General features: G+C 65.4%; 19 protein-coding genes and 1 tRNA gene. 18 read left to right on the top strand and 2 right to left on the bottom strand.

What is annotated here, in order from left to right; all coding sequences use genetic code 11:
* Window positions 1-11 precede the first annotated feature (11 nt).
* The 11 genes from BKA07_RS16490 (at window position 12) to BKA07_RS16440 (ending at window position 11,708) form a co-directional block, all read left to right on the top strand.
* A complete protein-coding gene (locus tag BKA07_RS16490) occupies window positions 12-890 on the top strand; it encodes an aldo/keto reductase (protein WP_342449107.1) in 879 nt (292 codons plus the stop codon).
* Window positions 891-1,733 (top strand): sirohydrochlorin chelatase, encoded by an 843-nt coding sequence (locus BKA07_RS16485; protein WP_167951945.1) that lies wholly within the window; start codon window positions 891-893, stop codon window positions 1,731-1,733.
* Between the two features lie 142 nt (window positions 1,734-1,875).
* The gene (locus BKA07_RS16480; protein WP_209044006.1) at window positions 1,876-3,612 is read left to right on the top strand and encodes a nitrite/sulfite reductase; all 1,737 of its coding nucleotides are present in this window, start codon (window positions 1,876-1,878) and stop codon (window positions 3,610-3,612) included.
* Window positions 3,609-4,373 carry a phosphoadenylyl-sulfate reductase gene (locus BKA07_RS16475; protein ID WP_167951943.1) on the top strand — a complete coding sequence of 255 codons (765 nt, stop codon included), beginning with the start codon at window positions 3,609-3,611 and terminating at the stop codon, window positions 4,371-4,373. Before BKA07_RS16480 ends, BKA07_RS16475 begins: the two co-directional genes overlap by 4 nt.
* Window positions 4,370-5,278, top strand: a complete 909-nt coding sequence (gene cysD, locus BKA07_RS16470) for a sulfate adenylyltransferase subunit CysD (protein WP_209044005.1) — start codon at window positions 4,370-4,372, stop codon at window positions 5,276-5,278. Before BKA07_RS16475 ends, cysD begins: the two co-directional genes overlap by 4 nt.
* A complete protein-coding gene (locus BKA07_RS16465) occupies window positions 5,278-6,606 on the top strand; it encodes a sulfate adenylyltransferase subunit 1 (RefSeq protein ID WP_167951940.1) in 1,329 nt (442 codons plus the stop codon). Before cysD ends, BKA07_RS16465 begins: the two co-directional genes overlap by 1 nt.
* Entirely contained in the window at window positions 6,603-7,403 is an 801-nt protein-coding gene (cobA, locus tag BKA07_RS16460) for a uroporphyrinogen-III C-methyltransferase (protein WP_167951939.1), read from the top strand. The genes BKA07_RS16465 and cobA overlap by 4 nt, the downstream gene beginning before the upstream one ends.
* On the top strand, window positions 7,400-7,729 hold the full coding sequence (gene fdxA, locus BKA07_RS16455) for a ferredoxin (protein ID WP_167951937.1): 330 nt from the start codon (window positions 7,400-7,402) through the stop codon (window positions 7,727-7,729). Before cobA ends, fdxA begins: the two co-directional genes overlap by 4 nt.
* Window positions 7,730-7,789: 60 nt before the next feature.
* On the top strand, window positions 7,790-9,199 hold the full coding sequence (locus BKA07_RS16450; RefSeq protein WP_167951935.1) for an FAD-dependent oxidoreductase: 1,410 nt from the start codon (window positions 7,790-7,792) through the stop codon (window positions 9,197-9,199).
* A gap of 121 nt (window positions 9,200-9,320) precedes the next feature.
* The gene (locus BKA07_RS16445) at window positions 9,321-10,448 is read left to right on the top strand and encodes an FAD-dependent oxidoreductase (RefSeq protein ID WP_167951933.1); all 1,128 of its coding nucleotides are present in this window, start codon (window positions 9,321-9,323) and stop codon (window positions 10,446-10,448) included.
* 33 nt (window positions 10,449-10,481) lie between these two features.
* Complete coding sequence (locus tag BKA07_RS16440; protein WP_167951931.1) at window positions 10,482-11,708, top strand: MFS transporter; 1,227 nt, start codon at window positions 10,482-10,484, stop codon at window positions 11,706-11,708.
* A gap of 178 nt (window positions 11,709-11,886) precedes the next feature.
* On the opposite strand, the gene BKA07_RS16435 is transcribed toward BKA07_RS16440, so the two are convergent.
* Window positions 11,887-13,098, bottom strand: a complete 1,212-nt coding sequence (locus tag BKA07_RS16435) for a serine hydrolase domain-containing protein (RefSeq protein WP_342449106.1) — start codon at window positions 13,096-13,098, stop codon at window positions 11,887-11,889.
* 134 nt (window positions 13,099-13,232) lie between these two features.
* Window positions 13,233-14,972 (bottom strand): biotin carboxylase, encoded by a 1,740-nt coding sequence (locus BKA07_RS16430; RefSeq protein ID WP_167951929.1) that lies wholly within the window; start codon window positions 14,970-14,972, stop codon window positions 13,233-13,235.
* 295 nt (window positions 14,973-15,267) lie between these two features.
* On the opposite strand from BKA07_RS16430, the gene BKA07_RS16425 reads away from it, so the two are divergent.
* From BKA07_RS16425 to nusG, 7 genes are all read left to right on the top strand, one after another.
* The gene (locus tag BKA07_RS16425) at window positions 15,268-15,717 is read left to right on the top strand and encodes an FAS1-like dehydratase domain-containing protein (RefSeq protein ID WP_167951927.1); all 450 of its coding nucleotides are present in this window, start codon (window positions 15,268-15,270) and stop codon (window positions 15,715-15,717) included.
* Window positions 15,714-16,157: a MaoC/PaaZ C-terminal domain-containing protein gene (locus BKA07_RS16420; RefSeq protein WP_167951925.1), complete on the top strand. Its 444-nt coding sequence runs from the start codon at window positions 15,714-15,716 to the stop codon at window positions 16,155-16,157. Before BKA07_RS16425 ends, BKA07_RS16420 begins: the two co-directional genes overlap by 4 nt.
* Window positions 16,154-17,236, top strand: a complete 1,083-nt coding sequence (locus BKA07_RS16415; protein ID WP_167951923.1) for a UDP-N-acetylmuramate dehydrogenase — start codon at window positions 16,154-16,156, stop codon at window positions 17,234-17,236. Before BKA07_RS16420 ends, BKA07_RS16415 begins: the two co-directional genes overlap by 4 nt.
* Before the next feature lie 23 nt (window positions 17,237-17,259).
* Entirely contained in the window at window positions 17,260-18,918 is a 1,659-nt protein-coding gene (locus BKA07_RS16410) for a metallophosphoesterase family protein (RefSeq protein ID WP_342449105.1), read from the top strand.
* Window positions 18,919-19,043: 125 nt separating this feature from the next.
* Window positions 19,044-19,116 (top strand) — tRNA-Trp (locus BKA07_RS16405).
* A 98-nt stretch (window positions 19,117-19,214) separates the two neighbouring features.
* Window positions 19,215-19,490, top strand: coding sequence for a preprotein translocase subunit SecE (secE, locus tag BKA07_RS16400; protein WP_167951921.1), 276 nt, complete (start codon window positions 19,215-19,217; stop codon window positions 19,488-19,490).
* 94 nt (window positions 19,491-19,584) lie between these two features.
* Window positions 19,585-20,517: a transcription termination/antitermination protein NusG gene (nusG, locus tag BKA07_RS16395; RefSeq protein ID WP_167951919.1), complete on the top strand. Its 933-nt coding sequence runs from the start codon at window positions 19,585-19,587 to the stop codon at window positions 20,515-20,517.
* Window positions 20,518-20,634 lie beyond the last annotated feature (117 nt).

Raw genomic sequence — 20,634 nt, 5'->3', positions numbered from 1 at the left:
CGGAGACACATGTGTCCATCCAGGCACATCCGTCATCGCCCACACTCGACTACGATGACCGGATGATCCCCACGACGACATCGGCAGACGGCACGATCCTTCCGCTCCTCGGTCAGGGCACATGGCACCTCGGCGACGACCCCGCTCGGGCAGCCACCGAGATCGCGGCATTGCGCGAAGGCATCGAACTTGGCATGAGCCTCATCGACACCGCGGAGATGTACGGTTCCGGCCGGTCCGAGAACCTCGTCGGGGAGGCGATCGCACCTGTCCGCGACGAGGTGTACCTCGTCGACAAGGTGCTGCCCGCGAATGCCTCGGAAGCCGGGACCATCGAGGCCTGCGAACGGTCCCTGGATGCCCTCGGAACCGAGCACATCGACCTCTACCTCCTCCACTGGCCCGGCGCCCACCCCGTGGACGCGACGATCGCCGCCTTCGAGCGTCTCCGCGATCGGGGACTGATCGGCACCTGGGGTGTGAGCAACTTCGACTCGGACGAGATCGCGGCTCTGCCCGAGGTGCCGCAGGTCAACCAGGTTCTGTTCAATCCGTCCCGCCGCGGACCGGAGTTCGACCTTCTGCCCGCCCACCGCAGCAGCCGCCCGCACATCACGACGATGGCGTACTCGCCCGTCGAACAGGGACGTCTGCTGAAGGACCCCACCCTCGCCGAGGTGGCCCGTCGTCACGGCGTCACCAGCGCCCACGTCCTGCTGGCGTGGGCGATGCGGTCCGGAGACGTCATCGCCATACCGAAGGCCTCGAGCCCCGAGCATGTCCGTGCCAACGCCGCGGCAGTCGACATCGAGCTGACGAGTGATGATCTTGCAGACATCGATCGCGACTTCCCCGCGCCGACTTCGCCGACACCACTGGAAGTGATCTGAATGCCCCTGCCGACGATCGGTCTCATCTCCCACGGCACATCCTCGGCAGAAGGACGTAGGGTCATCGAGGCGCTCGCCGCCGCCGTCACCGAGGACCTGATCTCCCGCGGGCTGGCCGAGGAGGTCATGCTCGGCCATGTTGATGTCCAGCACCCCGACGTCGCCGAGGTGCTCGCGGCCCTGCCGCACGAATCCCCGGTGGTCCTCGTGCCTCTGCTGCTCTCCCCGGGGTATCACGTGCACGTCGACCTGACCGAAGCCGTGAGGCAAGCGCGAGGCGCTCACGGATCCGAGGCGCGAGGTGCTTGTTCACCCGAGGCGGGGGGAGCTGGTCGGCCCGAGGCGGGAGGGCGCGACGGGCTCGAGACGGGAGGAGCCGACGTGCTCGACGCGGGAGGGGGCGACGAGAGCCGCGATATCCGACTGACGCCGACCCTGGGGCCGGATCCACGCCTGGCCCGGATTCTGGCCGCGCGTCTGCCGGAGCTCGATGACGAGGACCAGGTGGTGCTCGCGGCCGCAGGATCGAGTGACGACAGGGCCAACGAAGCCTGCCTGGAGATGGCCGATTCCCTGTCTCGCGAGCTCTCGAGGCCCGTCATCGCAGGGTTCCACGCCGGCGGGGGCGACCGCCTGACCGACATTGTTGAGCAGAAACGGCGGACGGGAGGGCGAGTGGTGCTCGCGAGCTACCTCCTGGCCCCGGGGTTCTTCCAGGACCTGACCGAGACGCTCATCGCCGGGTCACACGACCTCCTTGCCCCACCACTTCTCCATGACGGCGCGGAAACCCCGTCCCTGCTGGTCGACATCGTTCGCGACCGGGTCGTCTCTGCGCTCTGACTCGACGCCGGTCTCCTCGACTCGGTTCGTCATCGTCTGACTTATGACGTCGTGCGTCATGAAACGACACGATTGGGAAGCTCGATTTGTTGAGCAATCTGTATCTCTTGTAGCGTGACACACCACAGGTTCACCGCAGCGTTTGGAGGCGATCGTGTCCGCACAGGTAGATGAAGTCAGGCAAAGCCCGGGGTCCAGGGGTTCTGCGAGGCCGTCACGCTCGAAGAAGTCCAACGGACAGTGGAAGGTCGACGGATCAGAACCGTTGAACAAAAACGAAGTCGACAAGGCTGAGGACAACGGCCTCAACGTGCGTACCCGAATCGAAGAGGTGTACTCGAAGCACGGTTTCGCCTCGATCGATCCGGACGATCTTCATGGTCGTTTTCGTTGGTGGGGGCTGTACACCCAGCGCAAGCCCGGCATCGACGGAGGACGCACGGCCAAGCTCGAGCCTCACGAGCTCGAGGACGAATACTTCATGATGCGCATCCGCACCGACGGCGGACGGCTCAACCTCGAGCAGCTGCGCACGATCGCCCAGATCGCCGACGACTTCGCCAATGGATCCGCGGACCTCACCGACCGTCAGAACATCCAGCTGCACTGGGTCGAGATCGAGAACGTGCCCGAGATCTGGCGCCGTCTCGAAGCCGTGGGAATGCAGACGACGGAGGCCTGCGGCGATGTGCCCCGCGGTTTCCTCGGTTCGCCCGTGGCCGGCATCGCCGCCGATGAGCTCATCGATCCCACTCCCGCGATCGAGGAGATCACCCGTCGATACATCGGCGATCCGAGCCTGTCGAACCTGCCGCGGAAGTACAAGACCGCGATCACCGGCCATCCCAGCCAGGACGTCGTCCACGAGATCAACGACTGCTCCTTGGTCGCCGTCGAACATCCCGACCACGGCGTCGGCTACGACCTGTGGGTGGGCGGGGCACTGTCCGTCGTCCCGCGTTTTGCGGAACGCCTCGGTGCTTGGGTGGCCCCCGACCAGGTCGTCGATGTCTGGCTCGGCGTTACGGAGATCTTCCGTGACTACGGCTACCGGCGTCTGCGCAACAAGGCGCGGATGAAGTTCCTCCTCGCCGACTGGGGGCCCGAGAAGCTGAGAGACGTCCTCGAAACCGAGTACCTCGGCTACCGACTCGCGGACGGCCCGGCCCCGCCGAAGCCCATGGTCGCCGGCGACCATGTGGGCGTCCACCGGCAGAAGGACGGAAAGCACTTCATCGGCACGACTCTGGTTGCCGGGCGTGCTTCCGGCAGTCTGTTCCACCAGATTGCCGACCTGGTCGAAGAGTACGGGCTCGACCGCATCCGGCTGACCCCGCACCAGAAGATCCTCGTCCTCGACGTCGACGAGTCCGATCTCGATGATGTCGTCGCTCGGCTCGACGGCCTGGGGCTGTCCAGCCGCAAGGACCTGTTCCGGCGATCGGTCATGGCATGCACGGGCATCGAATACTGCAAGCTGGCCATCGTCGAGACGAAGCAGACGGCCATCGACGCGGTCAACCGACTCGAAGAACGTCTGGCCGACATCGACCTGCCCCACCCCATCAGCCTGCATCTCAATGGCTGCCCGAACTCCTGCGCCCGCATCCAGACGGCCGACATCGGTCTCAAGGGCCAGATCGTGACCACCGACGACGGCGAACAGGTCCCCGGCTTCCAAGTCCACGTCGGCGGGGGACTGGCATCCAAGGATCGTGACGAAGCCGGTCTGGGACGCACCGTGCGCGGGCTCAAGGTCACCGTCGACGGTCTCGAGGAGTACGTCGAGAAGCTTGTCCGTCGCTTCCTCGACGGACGATCCGAGACCGAGACGTTCTCCCAATGGGCCCACCGCGTCGAGGACGAGGAGCTGGTATGACCACCACAGACTCGCACGCAGCAGAGAGCCCGCGGGCCGGCAAGCGCAGCGTCGACGAGCTCAAGGTCCTCGCCGAGGCAGGCGCGAAGGAACTCGGCGGCGATGCCGACAGCGGTGTGGCCGAGGCCAACCCAGCCGACGTCATCCGCTGGGTCTCGCGCAACTTCGACACCTCCGCCTGCGCTGTGGCCTGCTCGATGGCCGACGCCGCGCTGCCGCACTACGTGGCCCAGTACCAGCCAGGCGTGGACGTCCTCTTCCTCGACACCGGCTACCACTTCTCGGAGACCTACTCCACCCGCGACGAGGTGGCCAGGAAGGTCGACGTCACCATCGTCGACGTCCTGCCCGAACAGACCGTGGCCGAGCAGGACGCCGAATTCGGTGCCGAGCTGTTCGATCGCGACCCCGGTCTGTGCTGCGCCCGCCGCAAGGTCGCACCCCTGAAGAAATCGTTGGAAGGCTACGAACTCTGGTTCACCGGAGTCCGCCGCGAGGAAGCGCCGACGCGGGCGAACACCCCTCTGGTGACCTTCGATGACAAGAACGGACTGGTCAAGGTCAACCCCGTCGCCGCCTGGTCCTTCGACGACCTCCTCGACTACGCACGAGCCTTCGACGTGCCGGTCAATCCACTGCTGTCGCAGGGCTACCCGTCCATCGGCTGCCAGCCCTGCACCCGGCCCGTGGCCGAAGGGGAGGATCCCCGAGCCGGCCGCTGGGCGGGAACCTCGAAAACAGAATGCGGGCTGCACGTATGAGCATCGATCACGCACCCCTGTCCACCCTCGACGTCCTCGAATCCGAAGCGATCCACATCATCCGCGAGGTCGCCGCCGAATTCGAGAAGCCCGTGCTGCTGTTCTCCGGCGGCAAGGACTCCGTCACGGTTCTGCACCTCGCGGCGAAGGCCTTCTGGCCGGCGAAGATCCCCTTCGGGCTCCTCCACGTCGACACCGGCCACAACTTCCCCGAGATCCTCAAGTTCCGCGACGAGACGGCCGCCCGCTACGGCATCGACCTGAGCGTGGCCAAGGTCCAGGACTACATCGACGACGGACGCCTGCGCGAACGTGCCGACGGCACCCGCAACACCCTGCAGACGGGGCCGCTCATCGACGCGATCGCCGCAGGCGGCTACGACGCAGTGTTCGGCGGAGCCCGCCGGGATGAGGACAAGGCTCGCGCCAAGGAGCGCATCCTGTCCCTGCGCGACGAATTCGGGCAGTGGGATCCGAGCAATCAGCGCCCCGAACTGTGGAACATCTACAACGGCCGACATGTGAACGGCCAACACGTCCGCGTGTTCCCGATCTCGAACTTCACCGAACTCGACGTGTGGAGCTACATCGAACGGGAGGACATCGCACTTCCCGACCTCTACTACGCCCGCGAACGCGAAGTCTTCAACCGGGACGGAATGTGGTGGGCCACAGGCGAGTTCTCGGTCCCGCGGCCCGAGGAACCCGTGGTCAGCAAGTCCGTGCGCTACCGCACTGTCGGCGACATGAGCTGCACGGGCGCCGTGGAATCGGAGGCGGGCGACATCGCCTCCGTCCTCGCCGAGGTGGCAGTGACCACCGTGACAGAACGCGGAGCCACCCGCGCCGACGACCGGATCTCGGCAGCGGCGATGGAGGACCGAAAGAAGGACGGATACTTCTGATGACGACGACACCCGACACCACCGCCGCGACAGCCACGAAGACCCTGCTGCGCTTCGCCACCGCCGGATCCGTCGATGACGGCAAATCCACCCTCGTGGGCCGCCTGCTCCACGATTCCAAGGCGATCCTCGCCGACCAGCTCGAAGCCGTGACGCGCACCAGTGCGGAACGCGGATTCGTCGGGGGAGAGTTCGACTTCGCCCTGCTCACCGACGGCCTGCGGGCCGAACGCGAACAGGGCATCACGATCGACGTCGCCTACCGCTATTTCGCGACCGACAAGAGGTCGTTCATCCTCGCCGACTGCCCCGGACACGTCCAGTACACACGCAACATGGTCACCGGGGCCACGACCGCCGACGCAGTGGTCGTCCTCATCGACGCCCGCGCCGGAGCCACCGAGCAGACCCGCCGCCATCTCACGGTCGTCCAACGCCTGGGCATCCAGCACGTCATCCTCGCGATCAACAAGATCGATCTCCTCGACTACGACCACCTCGCCTACGCCGAGGTCGAGGCGGAGATCGAAGCGCTGAGCGGAGAGATCGGACTCGACACACCTCACCTCATACCGGTCTCCGCACTGTCCGGCGACAACGTCGCGGCCACCTCGGCGAACACCCCCTGGTACACCGGCCCGGCCCTGCTCGAACTCCTCGAGACCCTGCCCAGCAAGGAGGAGGACACGGCCGACCTTGAGCCCTTCCGCCTCGACGTGCAGTCGGTCCTGCGCCCGCAGGGCGGCCTGGCACCGGGCCTCGAACCCGACGAGTACCGGGACTACCGGGCGGTGACCGGTCAGGTGACGTCCGGGAGGATCCACCTCGGCGACGAGATCGATGTGCACCCGGCCGGGGTGAGGACCACGGTCGTGGGAATCGACACCGCGGACGGGCCCTTGGACAGCGCGGGTGCGCCGCTGTCGGTGGCGCTGCGGCTCGCCGATGACATCGACACCGCACGCGGCACCGTCCTGGCCGCGGCGGGCTCACTGCCCCAGCCGCGCAAGACGGTGTGCGCCGAGGTCTTCCCGTTCACCGCGGAGGGACTGCGCAGCCGCGATCGGGTGCTCGTCAAGGCCGGAACGATGACGGTCAAGGGGATCGTCACGATCAGATCCAAGCAGAACCTGCAGACCTCGCAGACCGAGGACGCCGAGGTGCTGGCCGGCAATGACATCGGGTTCGCCGAGTTCAAGCTGGCCTCCCCGCTTCCGCTCGCGGACTTTCGTGAGCACGGTCGATCCGGGGGCTTCCTCATCATCGATGCTCAGTCGGGGGCGACCGTGGCTGCCGGGATCCACACTCCGGAAGCAGGTCGGACATGAGTCTCTTCACGCCCCAGGCACCTGGCAGTGTGCTGCTGATCGGCGCGGGCCCCGGCGATCTGGGACTGCTCACCGTCAAGGGTCTGCGTGCACTGGAGACGGCCGATGTCATCGTCGCCGATCGCCTCGGCGCGCGCAGCATCGTCGACCAGCTCGAAGCCGAACGCGGCGAAGCCCTCGACGCCCAGATCATCGACGTCGGCAAACATCCCGGACACCATCCGGTGCCGCAGTCGCGCATCAACGAGATCCTCGTCGAACAGGCACGGCTGGGCCGTCGTGTCGTTCGGCTCAAGGGCGGAGATCCCTTCGTCTTCGGCCGCGGGGGAGAAGAGGTCGCCCACTGCGATGACGCCGGCATCGAGGTTCACGTCGTGCCGGGTGTCACCAGCGCGAACTCGGTGCCGGCGGTTGCCGGCATCCCGCTCACCCATCGAGGCTCGGCCACCGCCTATACCGTCATCACCGGCCACGATCAGCTCAGCGAACTCGGCGGCGGACGCGATCACACGGTCGTCGTGCTCATGGGCATCGGCACTCTGGCCCACTCGGCGATGATCCTGGCCCGAGGTGCTCGCGGAGGCGACTGCCCCGTCGCGATCATCGAGGACGGATTCGGCGAGGGACAGCGGGTGACGATCGGGACGCTGCACACGATCGCCTCCCAGGCCGCCCGTCGAGGAGTCCGCTCCCCGGCCATCGTCGTCGCCGGCGACGTCGTGACCCACAGCCCCTACGCCATCGCAGCCTTCGGTGAGGCCTCGGAGGCCGAGCCGCAGCTCATGAGGAATCCATGACATACATCATCGCTCAGCCCTGTGTCGACCTGAAGGACCGGGCCTGCATCGACGAATGCCCCGTCGACTGCATCTACGAGGGCAACCGCTCGCTCTACATCCACCCCGAGGAGTGCATCGACTGCGGTGCCTGCGAACCGGTGTGCCCCGTCGAGGCGATCTTCTACGAAGACGATGTCCCCGACGAATGGGAGGCCTACTACTCCGCGAACGTCGACTTCTTCGACGACATCGGGTCCCCGGGCGGAGCCGCGGCCCACGGCGTCATCGCCGGAGACCATCCCTACATCGCGGCACTGCCACCGCAGAACACCGACGACGGCTGACCCACCTGCCAACGGCTGAATTACCGACAACAGCTTCCCCGCCCACAACTGAGGAGAACCATGACGACGAACCCCTTCCGAGTGGCTATCGTGGGTGCCGGCCCTGCCGGGATCTATGCGGCCGATCTGCTGACCAAGGCCGAGCGTGATTTCGAGATCAGTATTGATCTCTTCGAGCGTCTGCCGACTCCGTTCGGACTTGTCCGCTATGGGGTGGCTCCGGACCATCCGCGGATCAAGGGTATCGTCAATGCGTTGATCAAGGTCCTCGATCGGGGTGACATCCGTCTGTTTTCGAATGTGGAGTACGGTGTTGACATCGCCTTGGAGGAGTTGACCGATCGGTATGATGCGGTGGTCTTCTCGACCGGTTGCTTCGTCGATGCTTCGTTGAGTCTTCCTGGTGTGGATCTGCCTGGTTCGTATGGGGCTGCGGAGTTCGTCAATTGGTATGACTCGCATCCGGATGTGGCCCAGACGTGGCCTTTGGAGGCGGAGAAGGTTGCTGTCATCGGCAATGGCAATGTGGCCCTCGATGTGGCGCGGGTGTTGTCGAAGCAGCCCGATGATCTCCATACGACGGAGATTCCCGATCATGTCTATGAGGGGTTGAAGTCATCGCGGGTGACCGATGTGCATGTGTTCGGCAGGCGCGGGCCGGCTCAGGCGAAGTTCACTCCCTTGGAGCTGCGCGAGTTGGGGCATGTCAAGGATGTCGACCTCATCGTCTATCCGGAGGATTTTGAGTTCGATGACGGGTCGTTGGAGGCGATCGAAGCCAGCAATCAGACTAAGCAGGTTGCGAAGACGCTGACTGACTTCACGATGCGTGAACCTGTCGGGGCTAAGCGTCGTCTGCATCTGCACTTCCTTCATGCGCCGGTGGCCGTTCTCGGGGAGGATCGTGTGATGGGTCTGCGCACGGAAAGGATGGAGCTGGACGGTTCGGGTGGGGTCCTCGGTACCGGCACGTTCCACGACTGGGAGTTCGAGGCTGTGTACCGGGCGGTGGGGTATGCGGGTACCGCGTTGCCGCAGTTGCCCTTCGACGCGGGTAAGGGTGTGATTCCGAATCATGAGGGTCGTGTCGTCGATTCCGACGATCAGGTGTCCTCTGCCGAGGCGGATGTGGTTCAGGGCGTGTATGCGACTGGGTGGATCAAGCGTGGTCCGGTGGGGTTGATCGGGCATACGAAGGGCGATGCTTTGGAGACGATCGGGCATATTCTTGATGATCGTGCCGCGGGTGTGTTGACTGAGCCTGTGTATCCGGATGAGGGCTCGATCGTCGATCTCCTTGAGTCCAAGGGCGTTGACTACGCGGATTGGGAGGGTTATCACCGGGTCGAGGTGGCGGAGAAGGTTCTTGGTGAGGCGCAGGGTCGTGAGCGTGTGAAGATCGCCACTCGTGAGGGCATGTTGGCCGAGGCCCGCAACCAGGTCCGGAGCGAATCCCATTCCGGGATCTGATACGGACCGGGTGAGCACCACGCCCCTTGAGTCTCTGTTCCTCCCGCTGCAGGTGTAGGAAGTACGGTCGGCGGGGCGTAGTGTCGGTTGGGACCCACCGGCTTCGACAGGGAGCGACTCTGTGATCGACACATCTGCTCGGGTTGCCGTCATCGGCAGCGGAATCGCCGGGGCCGGCGTTGCCTTCGGCCTGGCCTCACGTGACGTCGACGTCACCGTCTTCGATGACGCCATGGCCGGTCAGGCGACCGCCGCCAGCGCCGGGATCATCGCGCCCTGGGTCTCGACGAGCACCGGAGCCTACTACGAGACCTACGCCGCCGGCGGCAGCTTCTACCCCGATTTCCTCGCCCGACTGAGCGGACTCGGGATCCCCGAACTCGGATACCGCAGATCCGGGGCCCTCGTCGTCAACCGCGACCCCGATGCCCTGGCCGAGGCGGCCGGGCACGTCCGTGGTCGGGTTGCGGCCGCCGGGAGCGTGGCCGGCGAGGTCTACGACATCGACTCCGCGAACCTCGCTGAGCTCTTCCCGCCGATCGGTCCGGACATGACCGGGCTCTTCGTCACGGGTGGCGGCAGAGTCGACGGGCGCACCCTGCGCGATGCCGTCCTGACAGGGGCGAAGGCCTATGGTGCTTCACTCGTGAGCGACTCCGCCAGAAGCATCGCACCGGCCGGGAGCACGAGCGAGGGCACATGGACGGTGGGAACCACCTCGGCGACGGAGGACTTCGACGCCATCGTCATCGCCGGTGGGGCGCGCAGCACCGAGATCCTCGACCGGCTCGGTCACACCGTCTCGATCACGCCACAGCGTGGGCAGCTCGTGCACCTGAGCCTGCGCGGGACCAACACCTCACCATGGCCGACGGTGCATCCGCTCGACCACCACTACATCACTCCTTTCGACGGGGGCAGAGTCGTCATCGGCGCCACCCGCGAGGACGGCGTCGGATTCGACGTGCGCACCACGGCGGCGGGCCAGAAGAAGGTGCTAGACGACGCTCTGAGGATCGCCCCAGGACTCGCCGACGCGACGATCCTGGAGACGAGAGTCGGCGTCAGGCCCATGTCGACCCGTCCGGGCGGGCTGCCGTTCGCAGGAGCGGTCCCCGGCTCCCAGGGACTGTGGCTGGCCTCGGGCTTCGGTGCGGGTGGCCTGACGATGGGCCCGCTCATCGGTGACGGGCTGGCCAGAGCGATCCTCGGCGAAGACGCCTCCGACATCGCACATCTGCGTCTGTGACCTCGCAGGACGAAGGCTTGCTAGCCTGGGTGCATGAGAGCGCAGCTGCCCCGAGCCTTTCGGTGGTTCTGGGCGGGCGAAACCGTGTCGGGTTTCGGCAGCTGGATCACCCTCCTGGCCCTGCAGGTCATCGTCGTCGACTACCTGCACGCGGGAACCGTTGGCTTGGGCTGGATGAATGCCGCGAGATGGCTCCCCTATCTGCTCTTCGGGCTCGTCCTCGGTGCGCTCATCGATCGCGTCCGCCGCCGACCTGTCATGATCGCAAGCGACCTCGTCCGTGCGTTGCTGCTGAGTGCGATTCCGGTGCTGTGGATCGGCGACCTGCTCAACCTGGTCACACTGCTGCTGCTCGCAGCACTCCTGGGGACCGCGACTCTCGTCAACGACAGTGCCTCGCAGGCCTTCGTGCCCCGACTCATTCCGTCACGGAGCCTGCAGTCCGCCCATGCCCGGATCGACGGGACCAATGCCGCAGCGGAGACGGCGGGACCGGCCCTCGGTGGTGCGCTGCTGGCGGTCATAGCGGCACCGCTGGCCATGCTCGTCAACGTGGGCACGTTTCTGTTCTCAGCGGTCGTCGTCTCCGCACTGCGCGTCGAGGAGCCTGCACGCGCTCGCGTCGATGATTCCGCACGTCCGAGCCTGCGCAGAGAGATAGGAGCCGGACTGAAATGGGTGTATTCGACTCCGAGCCTCCGCGACCTCGCCGTATGGACCCATGTGTGGTTCGCCGCCCAGGCCGTTTTCGTCGCCGTCACCGCAGACTATTTCCTCAACGACATCGGCATTGACGCCTTCTGGTTCGGGATTGTCATGGCCGGCAGCGGTTTCGGCGGGATCATCGGTGCCCTGAGCTCACGTGGGGCAGGTGAGAAGCTGGGCAACGGGCGGGCGGTCATCCTTGCGCATGTGTGTTCGGCGAGCGGAGCTCTCGTCCTGCTGGCAGCACCGGCCATCGCAGGGCCGGTGCCCGTCCTCTTCCTCGGAGTCTTCCTGCACGGGTTCGGCATCGGTCTGAGCAATTCGCACGAAATGGCCTACCGACAGTCGATCACACCCGACGGTTTTCAAGCGCGAACGAACACGACGATGCGGTCGACGAACCGCGCCGTCGTCGTCATCGTGTCACCGCTGGCCGGAAGCCTCGCTGCCGCCACGAGCTCAGAACTCGCACTGACCATCGCCGCGGGGATCTTCGCACTGGCAGCGGCCGGTCTGTGGTTCTCACCGTTCCGCACGGTGCGCATCGACACCTGAATCGCAGCGCGAACCGACACCTGAATCGCGGCGCGCACCGACACTCGAGGCGGAGCGCACCGACACCCGAATCACGGCGCGCACCGACACCTCGAGCGGGGCGCACCGATACCTCGAGCGGGGCGCCCACGCGGTGAACGGCTAGCGTCGGCAGGGTCGAGGACAGCCACACCCGCGGTCAATCGATCGTGACCGCCTTCGCCAGGGCGTCGAAGGCCCGGATGGTCGGGAACAGCTTGCCCGCATCCTGGGGCAGGCCCCAGCTGGAGAGCTTGACGCCGACGAAGTTGGCCCCCGGATTCATGTAGATCATCTGACCATGGATGCCCAGTGCGAGAAAGGCATGCGAGTCCGGAAACGGGAACCAGAATTGGTTGCGATACATCCCGCCGGGCATGCGATTGTCGTCGGGACCGTCCGCGAAGGCCTGCCTCGAGTCGGTGTCGCCGGTGAGAGTGTCGCCGATCCAGGATGTCGGTGCCACCTGCTCACCGGTGAGCGAGACTCCTCGGTTCGAATAGAGGTAGCCGAATCGTGCGAGGTCGCGCAGGGTGGTGTTGATGCCGCCGTCGAACATGCCAACGCCGTACTGGTCCGCGGCGATGAGCGCATCGCGTTCGGCACCGATGCGCGACCACAGCACACGAGACATGAGGGTCTGCATGCTCTCGCCCGCGATCTTCTCGCACACCCAACCGAGGACATCGGACTCGCACGAGCGGTACTCGTAGACGCCGCCGTGCGCGGACTTCGCCTCAAGCGTGGTGAGGAACTCATACATCCCCGTCGCCCGGCCCGCGGGTTTCGTCTCCGACCAGCCGATCGCCTCCTCGATCTGCCGGACTTCGGACTCGGGGTCGAGGTAGTTCTCGGAGAACCTGATTCCCGAGCGCATATCGAGGATGTGGCGAACCGTGGCTCCGGCATAGCCCGAGGAGGCGAGCTCGGGGACGTAGTCGGTGACCAGTCGGCTCGGATCGAGGTCTCCCGCTCCGACGAGCACACCGGCGACCGTGCCGACCAGGGATTTGCTGACCGACATCAGCAGGTGCTCGGTCTCCGGCCGCATCGTGGAGAAGTACTCCTCGGTGAGCACCGTTCCGTTGTGCATGACCATCCACGCATCGGTGCTGCTGGCCTCGATGACGCTGCGGACGCTGCGGGCCCCGGAGAACTCGGTCTTCGGAACCTCGACCGAGCCGAGGTCCTGCAGGTCGACAGGAAGTTCGGCCACAGGTCCGGTCCCACGGGAGATCGGAGTCGTGGGCAGCACCTGATCGACGTGCTGGAACGACCAGCGGACATTGTCGGCATCCTGCCAGTTGTCTCGGTCGATGCTCGCCGCATCGGCGGCGACGGGCACGTTCTGGTCCGGCGACGTCTCGGTCACTCTCCACCTCTTCGAATTCGTCTCGTGCAGTCGGTCTCGTGCAGTCAGCGGACTGGTGACAGACTGGGCCAATCGGGTCAGCCCGTGTGGATTATGCCGATTTCGGCATAATGACGAGATTACCACCGCGGCGCTCAGTCTCCCTTGGCGCCGGGACCGCCCAGCGCGGGCGAAGGATCCTCGGCGGTGACGGGCACACCGGCGTACATCGCACGGATCGAATCGATGAAGTGCTTGGCCCTGATGCTCAGCGCGTTCGGACCACCGGCCTTGGTCTGCAGCGGGTTCTTCGTCACGAGCACACCCAGGTCGGCACCCTTCCACCGGTACTCCCCGGCACCGAAGATGCGCAGGAAGAAGACCTCATTGCCGTTCTGCAGAGGGTGCCAGTCCAGAGCCGCGCGCTTATAGGTCAGAGTCCCGTACTGTTCGAGGTAGTACTGACCGGTCAGCGGTGAGTGCGTGATGTACTCGACGATGTCGGCGGTCTCCTTGATCACCATCTGGCTCCACTCGTCGGCACCGGAGAGCTCCTCCCACCGTTCGTTGATCTCATCGACGTCGAGATCCAACTCGACGTCGAGGTATTCCAGCAGATGGAACAGGAACAGCGGCACGTCGGCGTAGGCGCCGGCGGTGACATTGGTGATCGCCGAGGCGCCGGAGATGCGGGGGTTGAGCTCGCCGAGGTACACATCGTCGGAGTCGAGGTCGACGAGCACGTCGACTTCGAAGAAGCCGCGGTAGCCGCGCTTGCGCAATCCCTCACCCATGCGCCGAACCAGTTCCCTGGCGCGGGTGCGCTGATCGGTCGTGAGCACGTCGGGTGTCATCTCATTGCCGCACCAACCGCCCTTGTACGGAGTCAGCTCGGCGAAGCCGGCCAGCTCGGTGAGGAACGGTCCGACGACGACTCCGCTGTTGGTGATGACGGCCTCCACCGCCACCGGGGTGTTGTTGATGCGCTTCATGATCTTCAGCTGCTCGCCGATGATGTCGTGCTTGTGCCGATCCCAGTCCGCCTCCGCGGCGATGAAGAACGTCGTCTTCCCCGAATCGCCGTACGGAGTCTGGACGACGAGGTCGGTGCCCAGGTACTCCTTCTGCGCTTCGGCGCTCAGCTGCGCGTACGTGTCGGCCGTGGCGAGCACATTGGGTACGGAGAAGGCGCCGGCCTCATTGCCGAGCTTCGTCGTCTCGATCTTCGAGTCGAGCTGATTTCGCAGCGCCGCCGAGGGCAGGATGAGATCGTAGCCGAGCTCACGGCAGATCCGCTCCGTCTCCTCGTCGAAGAAGACCATCGCGACCTTGGGTCGCTCACCGTGGGGCAGGTTGGTGGTCATATGGGCGCGGACCTCGGCGTTGAGCAGCAGCCAGTTGTTGATCGCCTCACCGCTGTCGAACTCGACGAAGGGTTTGTACCTCGGGGAGAAGACGCGCGGATGTCCGCCGTCCCACCCGTCGTAGTAGGTGATGTAGGAGAAGTTGCGCACCCACCGGTCGAGGCCGAGCAGGTTGAACGGGGTCGCCCCGAAGAAGTAGATGGGGGTGATGTTGGTGCGGAAGAAATGACGCACCTCCGAGACGTTGCGCAGGGGGCGCCGGAGCTGGACCCGTTCGGCCTCCTCGCCTGTGTAGGCGGCATCGGTGCCGACATGGACCTCCACATCGGCCGGAGCCGGTCCCGGAGCGGTCGGTGGTCCCGGGGCGGCTGCCGCTTCCCTTCCCGGTGCGGATGCCGGCGCCGAGGCAGGAGTGGGCGTGCGGGGCTCTCCGCTGGGCCGACCGGCGCCGGGAACCGCCACCGCGTCCTTGACCGCACGCGGTTCTGCGGCAGAATCCGAGGTGCTTGGGTCTGTAGGAACGTTCGTCATCGCGCTACTCCTTGTGAACAAATGTGGCGTTGCTGGCCGCAATCGCGTGAGCCGTCCGTCATCGACCGCTCCGGAGGAGACCGCCGTCCGCAAGGTTGCCAAGTGCCGAACGTCAAACGTGATGAGGGCAACATATACCAGTTTTCTGCGGCTGGGGACGATGGTGCACCAATTGGGTGAACCCCATGCGAATTCGCGGTCAAATCCGCGCTCGACGGCGGCGGACGGGTGAATTCCCGCCCGTGGCGGCGGGCCGCTAGGCTGGGGTGCGAAGTCTTTTCGAAAGAGAGCCACTATGCAGGTGAATACCGATCGGCAGGGAGCCAGCTATTCCCTGCCACGCCCCTATGAGGTGTCGCGGGAGGCGGTCGCGGAGTTCGCGCTGGCCACCAACGCGCGGGCCGACTACCACTTCGAGACCGAAGCGGCGACCGCCCTGGGATATCGCGACGTCGTCGCTCCCACCACCTTCGCCGTCATCATCGCGCAGAAGTGCGAAGCGACCTACATCGGCGATCCCGAATCCGGCATCGATTTCTCCAAGGTCGTCCACGGCTCCGAGCAGTTCAGCATCACCCGGCCCATCGTCGCCGGTGACAGTCTGTCAGCGACCACTCACATCGACGGCGTGCGGGTCGCCGGCAGCAATGCGATGATCACCACCCGCACCGAGATCACCGACGCCGCCGAACAGCCGGTCGTCACCGTGACCTCGACCATCGTCGTGAGAGGAGACGGAGAATGAGCGTCACCGACTTCTCCCAGCTGACCATCGGAGACACCGTCGTCGAAGCCGAGATCCCCCTTTCTCGGGCCTCGCTCATCGACTACGCCGGAGCCTCGGGCGACCACAACCCGATCCACTGGTCCGAGCGCTTCGCCACCGAGGTCGGCCTCGACGGCGTCATCGCCCACGGCATGCTCTCAATGGCCGTGGTCGTCGCTCCGGTCGTGGAGTGGATCGGGGACCCGGGCGCGATCGTCGACTATCGCACGCGGTTCTCCGCACCGGTGCTCGTTCCCGACGCCGAATCCGGAACACCGGCCGAACCCACCGCGACCCTGTCGATGACCGCCGTCGTCGGAGCGGTCGACGGGGCCGTGGGCACCGCCCGCATCGACGTCACGGTGAAGTCCGAAGATCAGGATGTGCTCAGCCGCACCCAGATCAGGGTCGCACGGTGACCTCGGACCTGCTGGCGGAGTACACCACGTTCCACCTCGGCGGCCCTGCGGGGAATCTGCTGAACGCCGCGACTCGGGACGAGCTCATCGAATTCTGTCGTCAGCATCCCCTGAGCCTGTCGTCGCGTCCCGAGACCGATGTTCTCTTCGTCGGGGGCGGGTCGAATCTGCTCGTCGCCGACGAGGGCTTCGACGCCGATGTGTGCGTGGTCGCGACCACGGGGGTGACGATGACCGAGACTTCCGATGTCGAGACTAGGGTCACCGCCGAGGCGGGGGAGAACTGGGACGAATTCGTCGCCTTCACCCTCGGCTGCGGTCTCTCCGGACTCGAAGCGCTGTCCGGGATTCCCGGGTCGGTGGGAGCGACCCCGATCCAGAACGTGGGCGCCTACGGCACCGAAGTCGCCGAGCTCATTTCCTCGGTCGAGGTCTTCGACCGACTTGCCGGCCAGATCCGCCACCTCAGCCCCGCCGAACTCGAATTCGGCTACCGGACCTCGACGCTCAAACGCGCACAGCAGAGGACCGGCACAGCCCAGTACCTGGTGCTGTCGGTGACCTTCGACCTCCGGCGCAGTCCGGAGTCATTGCCGGTCCGCTACGCACAACTCGCCTCGGCCCTGGACGTCGAGATCGGGGAGAGCGTGCCCGCCTCGCTGGTGCGCACCGTCGTGATCGGCCTGCGCAGGTCTAAGGGCATGGTCGTCGACCTCGACGACCACGACACCTGGTCGGCGGGATCGTTCTTCACGAATCCGATCGTCGACGACCCCGACAGCCTTCCGGCCGAGGCTCCCCGCTTCCCGGTCACCGACCCACTGAGCGGCGCGACGATCGAGGCGCGGACGAAGACCTCGGCCGCCTGGCTGATCGAACACGCCGGTTTCAGCAAGGGCTTCAGCATCGGTCGGGGTCGGGCGAGCCTGTCGACGAAACACACTCTGGCCCTGACGAACCGCGGGCAGGCTGCGACGAGCGATGTCCTCGAGCTCGCCCGCACCATCGTGGACGGGGTGCATGAACGGTTCGGCATCGTCCTCGAACCCGAGCCCACATTCATCGCCTGCTCACTCTGAGCCCGTTCCTTAGAATGGAGCCTGTGTCGGCCCGCCGTAGATTCTCAGCGCTGATCGTCCTTCTGGCGGTCGTGGCAGTCGTGACTCTGCCCTGGGCCGTCTTCTCCGCCCGAGCCGACCTCAGCTTCGGCCCGCACGAGGCCCGTTATCAGATCACGGCCGACTCGCGCCTGACCATCGACTTCGGGCCCTTGGGCAAACTGCTCGTTCCTGCCGAGGAGTATCTGCCGCTGGGGCTGGGGCTCACCGTCGACATCGGGCAGATCCCGGTCTCTGGCGAGACGGAGGACGAGACTCACACCGGAGCCTCCGAACGGCGATCCGAACGAGATGACCCCGCCGACTCCGGCGGCGGCGTCGGGGGAGGCGCGGTCGATGCCCTCGGCGGCGACGTCGCCTCCTACGCGTCGCTGTTCTCGGCCCCGCAGGCCCAGATCGATGAGGTCGTCGACGGGCTGAGCAGAGAGATCCTGAGTCGGTGGGCACTGGCCGTGAGCATCGTCAGCGGGGTGTCCGTGGCCACGGCATTCATCCTCGGCCCTTCTCGAGTGGCCGGCATCGGCAGGGCCTTCGTCGGCAAGGAACTCATCGCCATCGGCCTGGTCGCGGTCCTCGTGCTCACGAGTGTGGGGACCGCGGTTCTCACCCGTCCCAAACCCCTGGCCGCCGACCCGGCCTTCGCCGGGACCCCGCTCGAGGGAGCGCAGGTCACCGGCCGCCTCGGCGGGGTCATCGATGCGGCATTCAAGGCGGTCAAGGACTTCTCCGACGATAACGACGCCTTCTACGATCAGGTGCTGGCGAACCTGCGCGATCAGTGGAGGACCCGACCGATGACGGGCAACTGGTCGGATCAGGGCATAGTGCCGCCCGCCGGTGCCGATGAGCCGGCGCACGCCGATGTCTCGACATTCGTGTTCGGTTCGGACCTGCACTGTAACATCGGCATGGCCCGCGTCGTCGGTTCGGTGGCCCGGATGAGCGACGCCGACGCGTACATCGACGGGGGAGACGTGACGATGACGGGCACCTCGGCGGAGAACTACTGCCTCGATGTTCTCGACGATGAGCTGCCGGAGAAGCTGCCGCGGATGATCGTCAAGGGCAACCACGACTCCACCGAGACTACGAACCATGCCGGAAGCCGGGGCTGGAAGGTCCTCGACGACTCGAGTGCTCAGATGTCCGGGGTGACGTTCTTCGGCGGCCCCGATCCCAGACGAACCGTGTTCGGATCCGGGCCCCAGCTCGAAACCGACCTCACAGCCGATCAGTACGCGCACAAGCTGAGCACCGAGGCCTGCACGACCGACTTCGACATCATGCTCATCCACGACCCCCGTATCGGCGCACCGTCCCTGCGCGCCGGATGCGCGGAATACAGCCTCAGCGGGCACTGGCACCGACGAGTCGGGCCCGAGGCGCTGGGCGGCGGTGTGAGGTATGTCAGCTCGACGACGGGCGGTGCCCTGGCGAACGCGCTGACTCCGGGTCCGCTGAAGATGGATGCGCAGGTGAGCATCCTGCGGGTCGACAATCGGACGAAGCGGCCCATCGACGTCCAGGTGATCACGGTCAGCCCGGACCAGAAGGTCACCATCGGCGACTGGATGACCTTCCCTCGGCCCCTGCCGCTCATCGCCCAGCCGCCGCAGGCCGAGCCCGCGACCGGAGGCGGCTGAGAGTCGAGAAATCGAAATCGGGTCGAGCCACGGTTCCGGTTCGACTAACTGCGGTTTGAGACGGTATGCTCGTTTCTCGTGGTTGGGCACGATTCGGGGAACACGAACCGAGGGTGTCGGATCGAAGGGGTGTGGCGCAATTGGTAGCGCAACGGTCTCCAAAACCGTAGGTTGCAGGTTCGAGTCCTGTCACCCCTGCGCAGTTGATATCTGCTTGAGTCATATCGGCGAAACGCCGTCCTCGACGGGCTTGAACAATTGTGCTGTCCCAATGGAAACCGATCGAGTGAGGATGTGTGAGCGACACACCGGCAAAGAAGACTGGAGACGCCCGCAAAGGCACCAGTCGCAAGCAGCTCGGGTTCTTCGGACGAATCCTGCAGTTCTTCCGCGAAGTCGTGGCGGAGCTGAAGAAGGTCGTCACCCCGACACGTAAGCAGCTGATCAACTACACCTTGGTCGTGCTGGGCTTCATCATGTTCATGATGCTTCTCGTGGTGGTTCTCGACCTCGTGTTCGGCAAGCTTGTCGGGTTCGTCTTCGGCGGAACTCCCCTGTGGCCATTGTGGTGAATCACCCCCAGCGGTGATCACTTGGATTTCAATCACGTTGCAGACCCTTCACTCCCATATGGGAATCACTACACGCGAAGCGAGGAATTGATCGGTGTCGGATACCAGTTCACCTGAGCAGGAAACCCATGAGCCACAGGACGCCACTCCAGAGGAGTCGAACGTCGCACCAGTGGTGGAAGATGCGGAGAACGACGCCTCCGCTGTGAGCGCCGAGGCCGCCCCGGTCGACGACGCCCCTGCCGATGAGGTGCCGGCTGACGAAACGTCGATCGACGACGCGTCCGACGAAGCCGCAGCCGCGGACGAAACCGGCTCGGACGAAACTCCGGACGCCGAGGAAGTCGGTTCGGACGAAGCGACCTCTGACGAGACCGAATCGGACGAGACCGCGGCTGAGGATGAAGTCGACCCGGCCGAAGAATTCAAGTCCGAATTGCGCATGCTGGAGGGTGACTGGTACGTCATCCACTCCTATGCAGGCTACGAGAACCGCGTCAAGCAGAATCTTGAGAATCGTTCCATCAGCCTCAACCTCGAAGAGTTCATCTTCGAGTCGCAGGTGCCGATGGAAGACGTCGTCGAGGTCAAGAACGGCCAGCGCAAACAAGTTCGCCGTGTGCGGATCCCAGGCTATGTGCTCGTGCGCATGGAGCTGACGGATGAGTCATGGGGCGCGGTCCGCCACACCCCGGGTGTGACCGGGTTCGTCGGCAATGCCTACGACCCGACTCCGCTGTCCATCGACGAGGTCTTCACGATGCTGGCTCCGATCTTCGAGGAGCGTCAGGCCGAAGCCGCTGCGGCCGAAGGCGTGCAGGCCGAGCAGGCGGCGAAGTCCGCTCCCGTCACCGAGGTGGAATACGAAGTCGGCGAGTCCGTGCTCGTCAAGGAGGGTTCCTTCGAGGGGCACCCCGCAACGATTCAGGAAATCCGTCCGGAATCGCAGAAGCTCACCGTGCTGCTGTCGATCTTCGAACGCGATGTTCCCGTCGAACTCAGCTTCGACCAGGTCTCCAAGATCTGAGCGGACAAGCATCTGCAGAAAGGGCCCGGCGGACTCCGGGCCCTTTCGCGATTCACAGGGCCTGTCGGCCCGGTGATGGCGCTCACTGCCATTTGCCCGAGGGTCAGCAGGCATGGA

Origin of the sequence: Brevibacterium marinum (assembly GCF_011927955.1) — a bacterium.
GTDB lineage: Bacteria > Actinomycetota > Actinomycetes > Actinomycetales > Brevibacteriaceae > Brevibacterium > Brevibacterium marinum.
This window is presented reverse-complemented; position numbering and strand designations above follow the sequence as displayed.

What these genes read in the sequence shown, in the direction of transcription:
- BKA07_RS16420 (WP_167951925.1), top strand. Translation starts at nt 15,714, where the DNA reads ATGAGCGTCACCGACTTCTCCCAGCTGACCATCGGAGACACCGTCGTC.
- BKA07_RS16475 (WP_167951943.1), top strand. Translation starts at nt 3,609, where the DNA reads ATGACCACCACAGACTCGCACGCAGCAGAGAGCCCGCGGGCCGGCAAG.
- BKA07_RS16440 (WP_167951931.1), top strand. Translation starts at nt 10,482, where the DNA reads ATGAGAGCGCAGCTGCCCCGAGCCTTTCGGTGGTTCTGGGCGGGCGAA.
- BKA07_RS16450 (WP_167951935.1), top strand. Translation starts at nt 7,790, where the DNA reads ATGACGACGAACCCCTTCCGAGTGGCTATCGTGGGTGCCGGCCCTGCC.
- cobA (WP_167951939.1), top strand. Translation starts at nt 6,603, where the DNA reads ATGAGTCTCTTCACGCCCCAGGCACCTGGCAGTGTGCTGCTGATCGGC.
- BKA07_RS16465 (WP_167951940.1), top strand. Translation starts at nt 5,278, where the DNA reads ATGACGACGACACCCGACACCACCGCCGCGACAGCCACGAAGACCCTG.
- fdxA (WP_167951937.1), top strand. Translation starts at nt 7,400, where the DNA reads ATGACATACATCATCGCTCAGCCCTGTGTCGACCTGAAGGACCGGGCC.
- cysD (WP_209044005.1), top strand. Translation starts at nt 4,370, where the DNA reads ATGAGCATCGATCACGCACCCCTGTCCACCCTCGACGTCCTCGAATCC.
- BKA07_RS16485 (WP_167951945.1), top strand. Translation starts at nt 891, where the DNA reads ATGCCCCTGCCGACGATCGGTCTCATCTCCCACGGCACATCCTCGGCA.
- BKA07_RS16430 (WP_167951929.1), bottom strand. Translation starts at nt 14,972, where the DNA reads ATGACGAACGTTCCTACAGACCCAAGCACCTCGGATTCTGCCGCAGAA.
- BKA07_RS16425 (WP_167951927.1), top strand. Translation starts at nt 15,268, where the DNA reads ATGCAGGTGAATACCGATCGGCAGGGAGCCAGCTATTCCCTGCCACGC.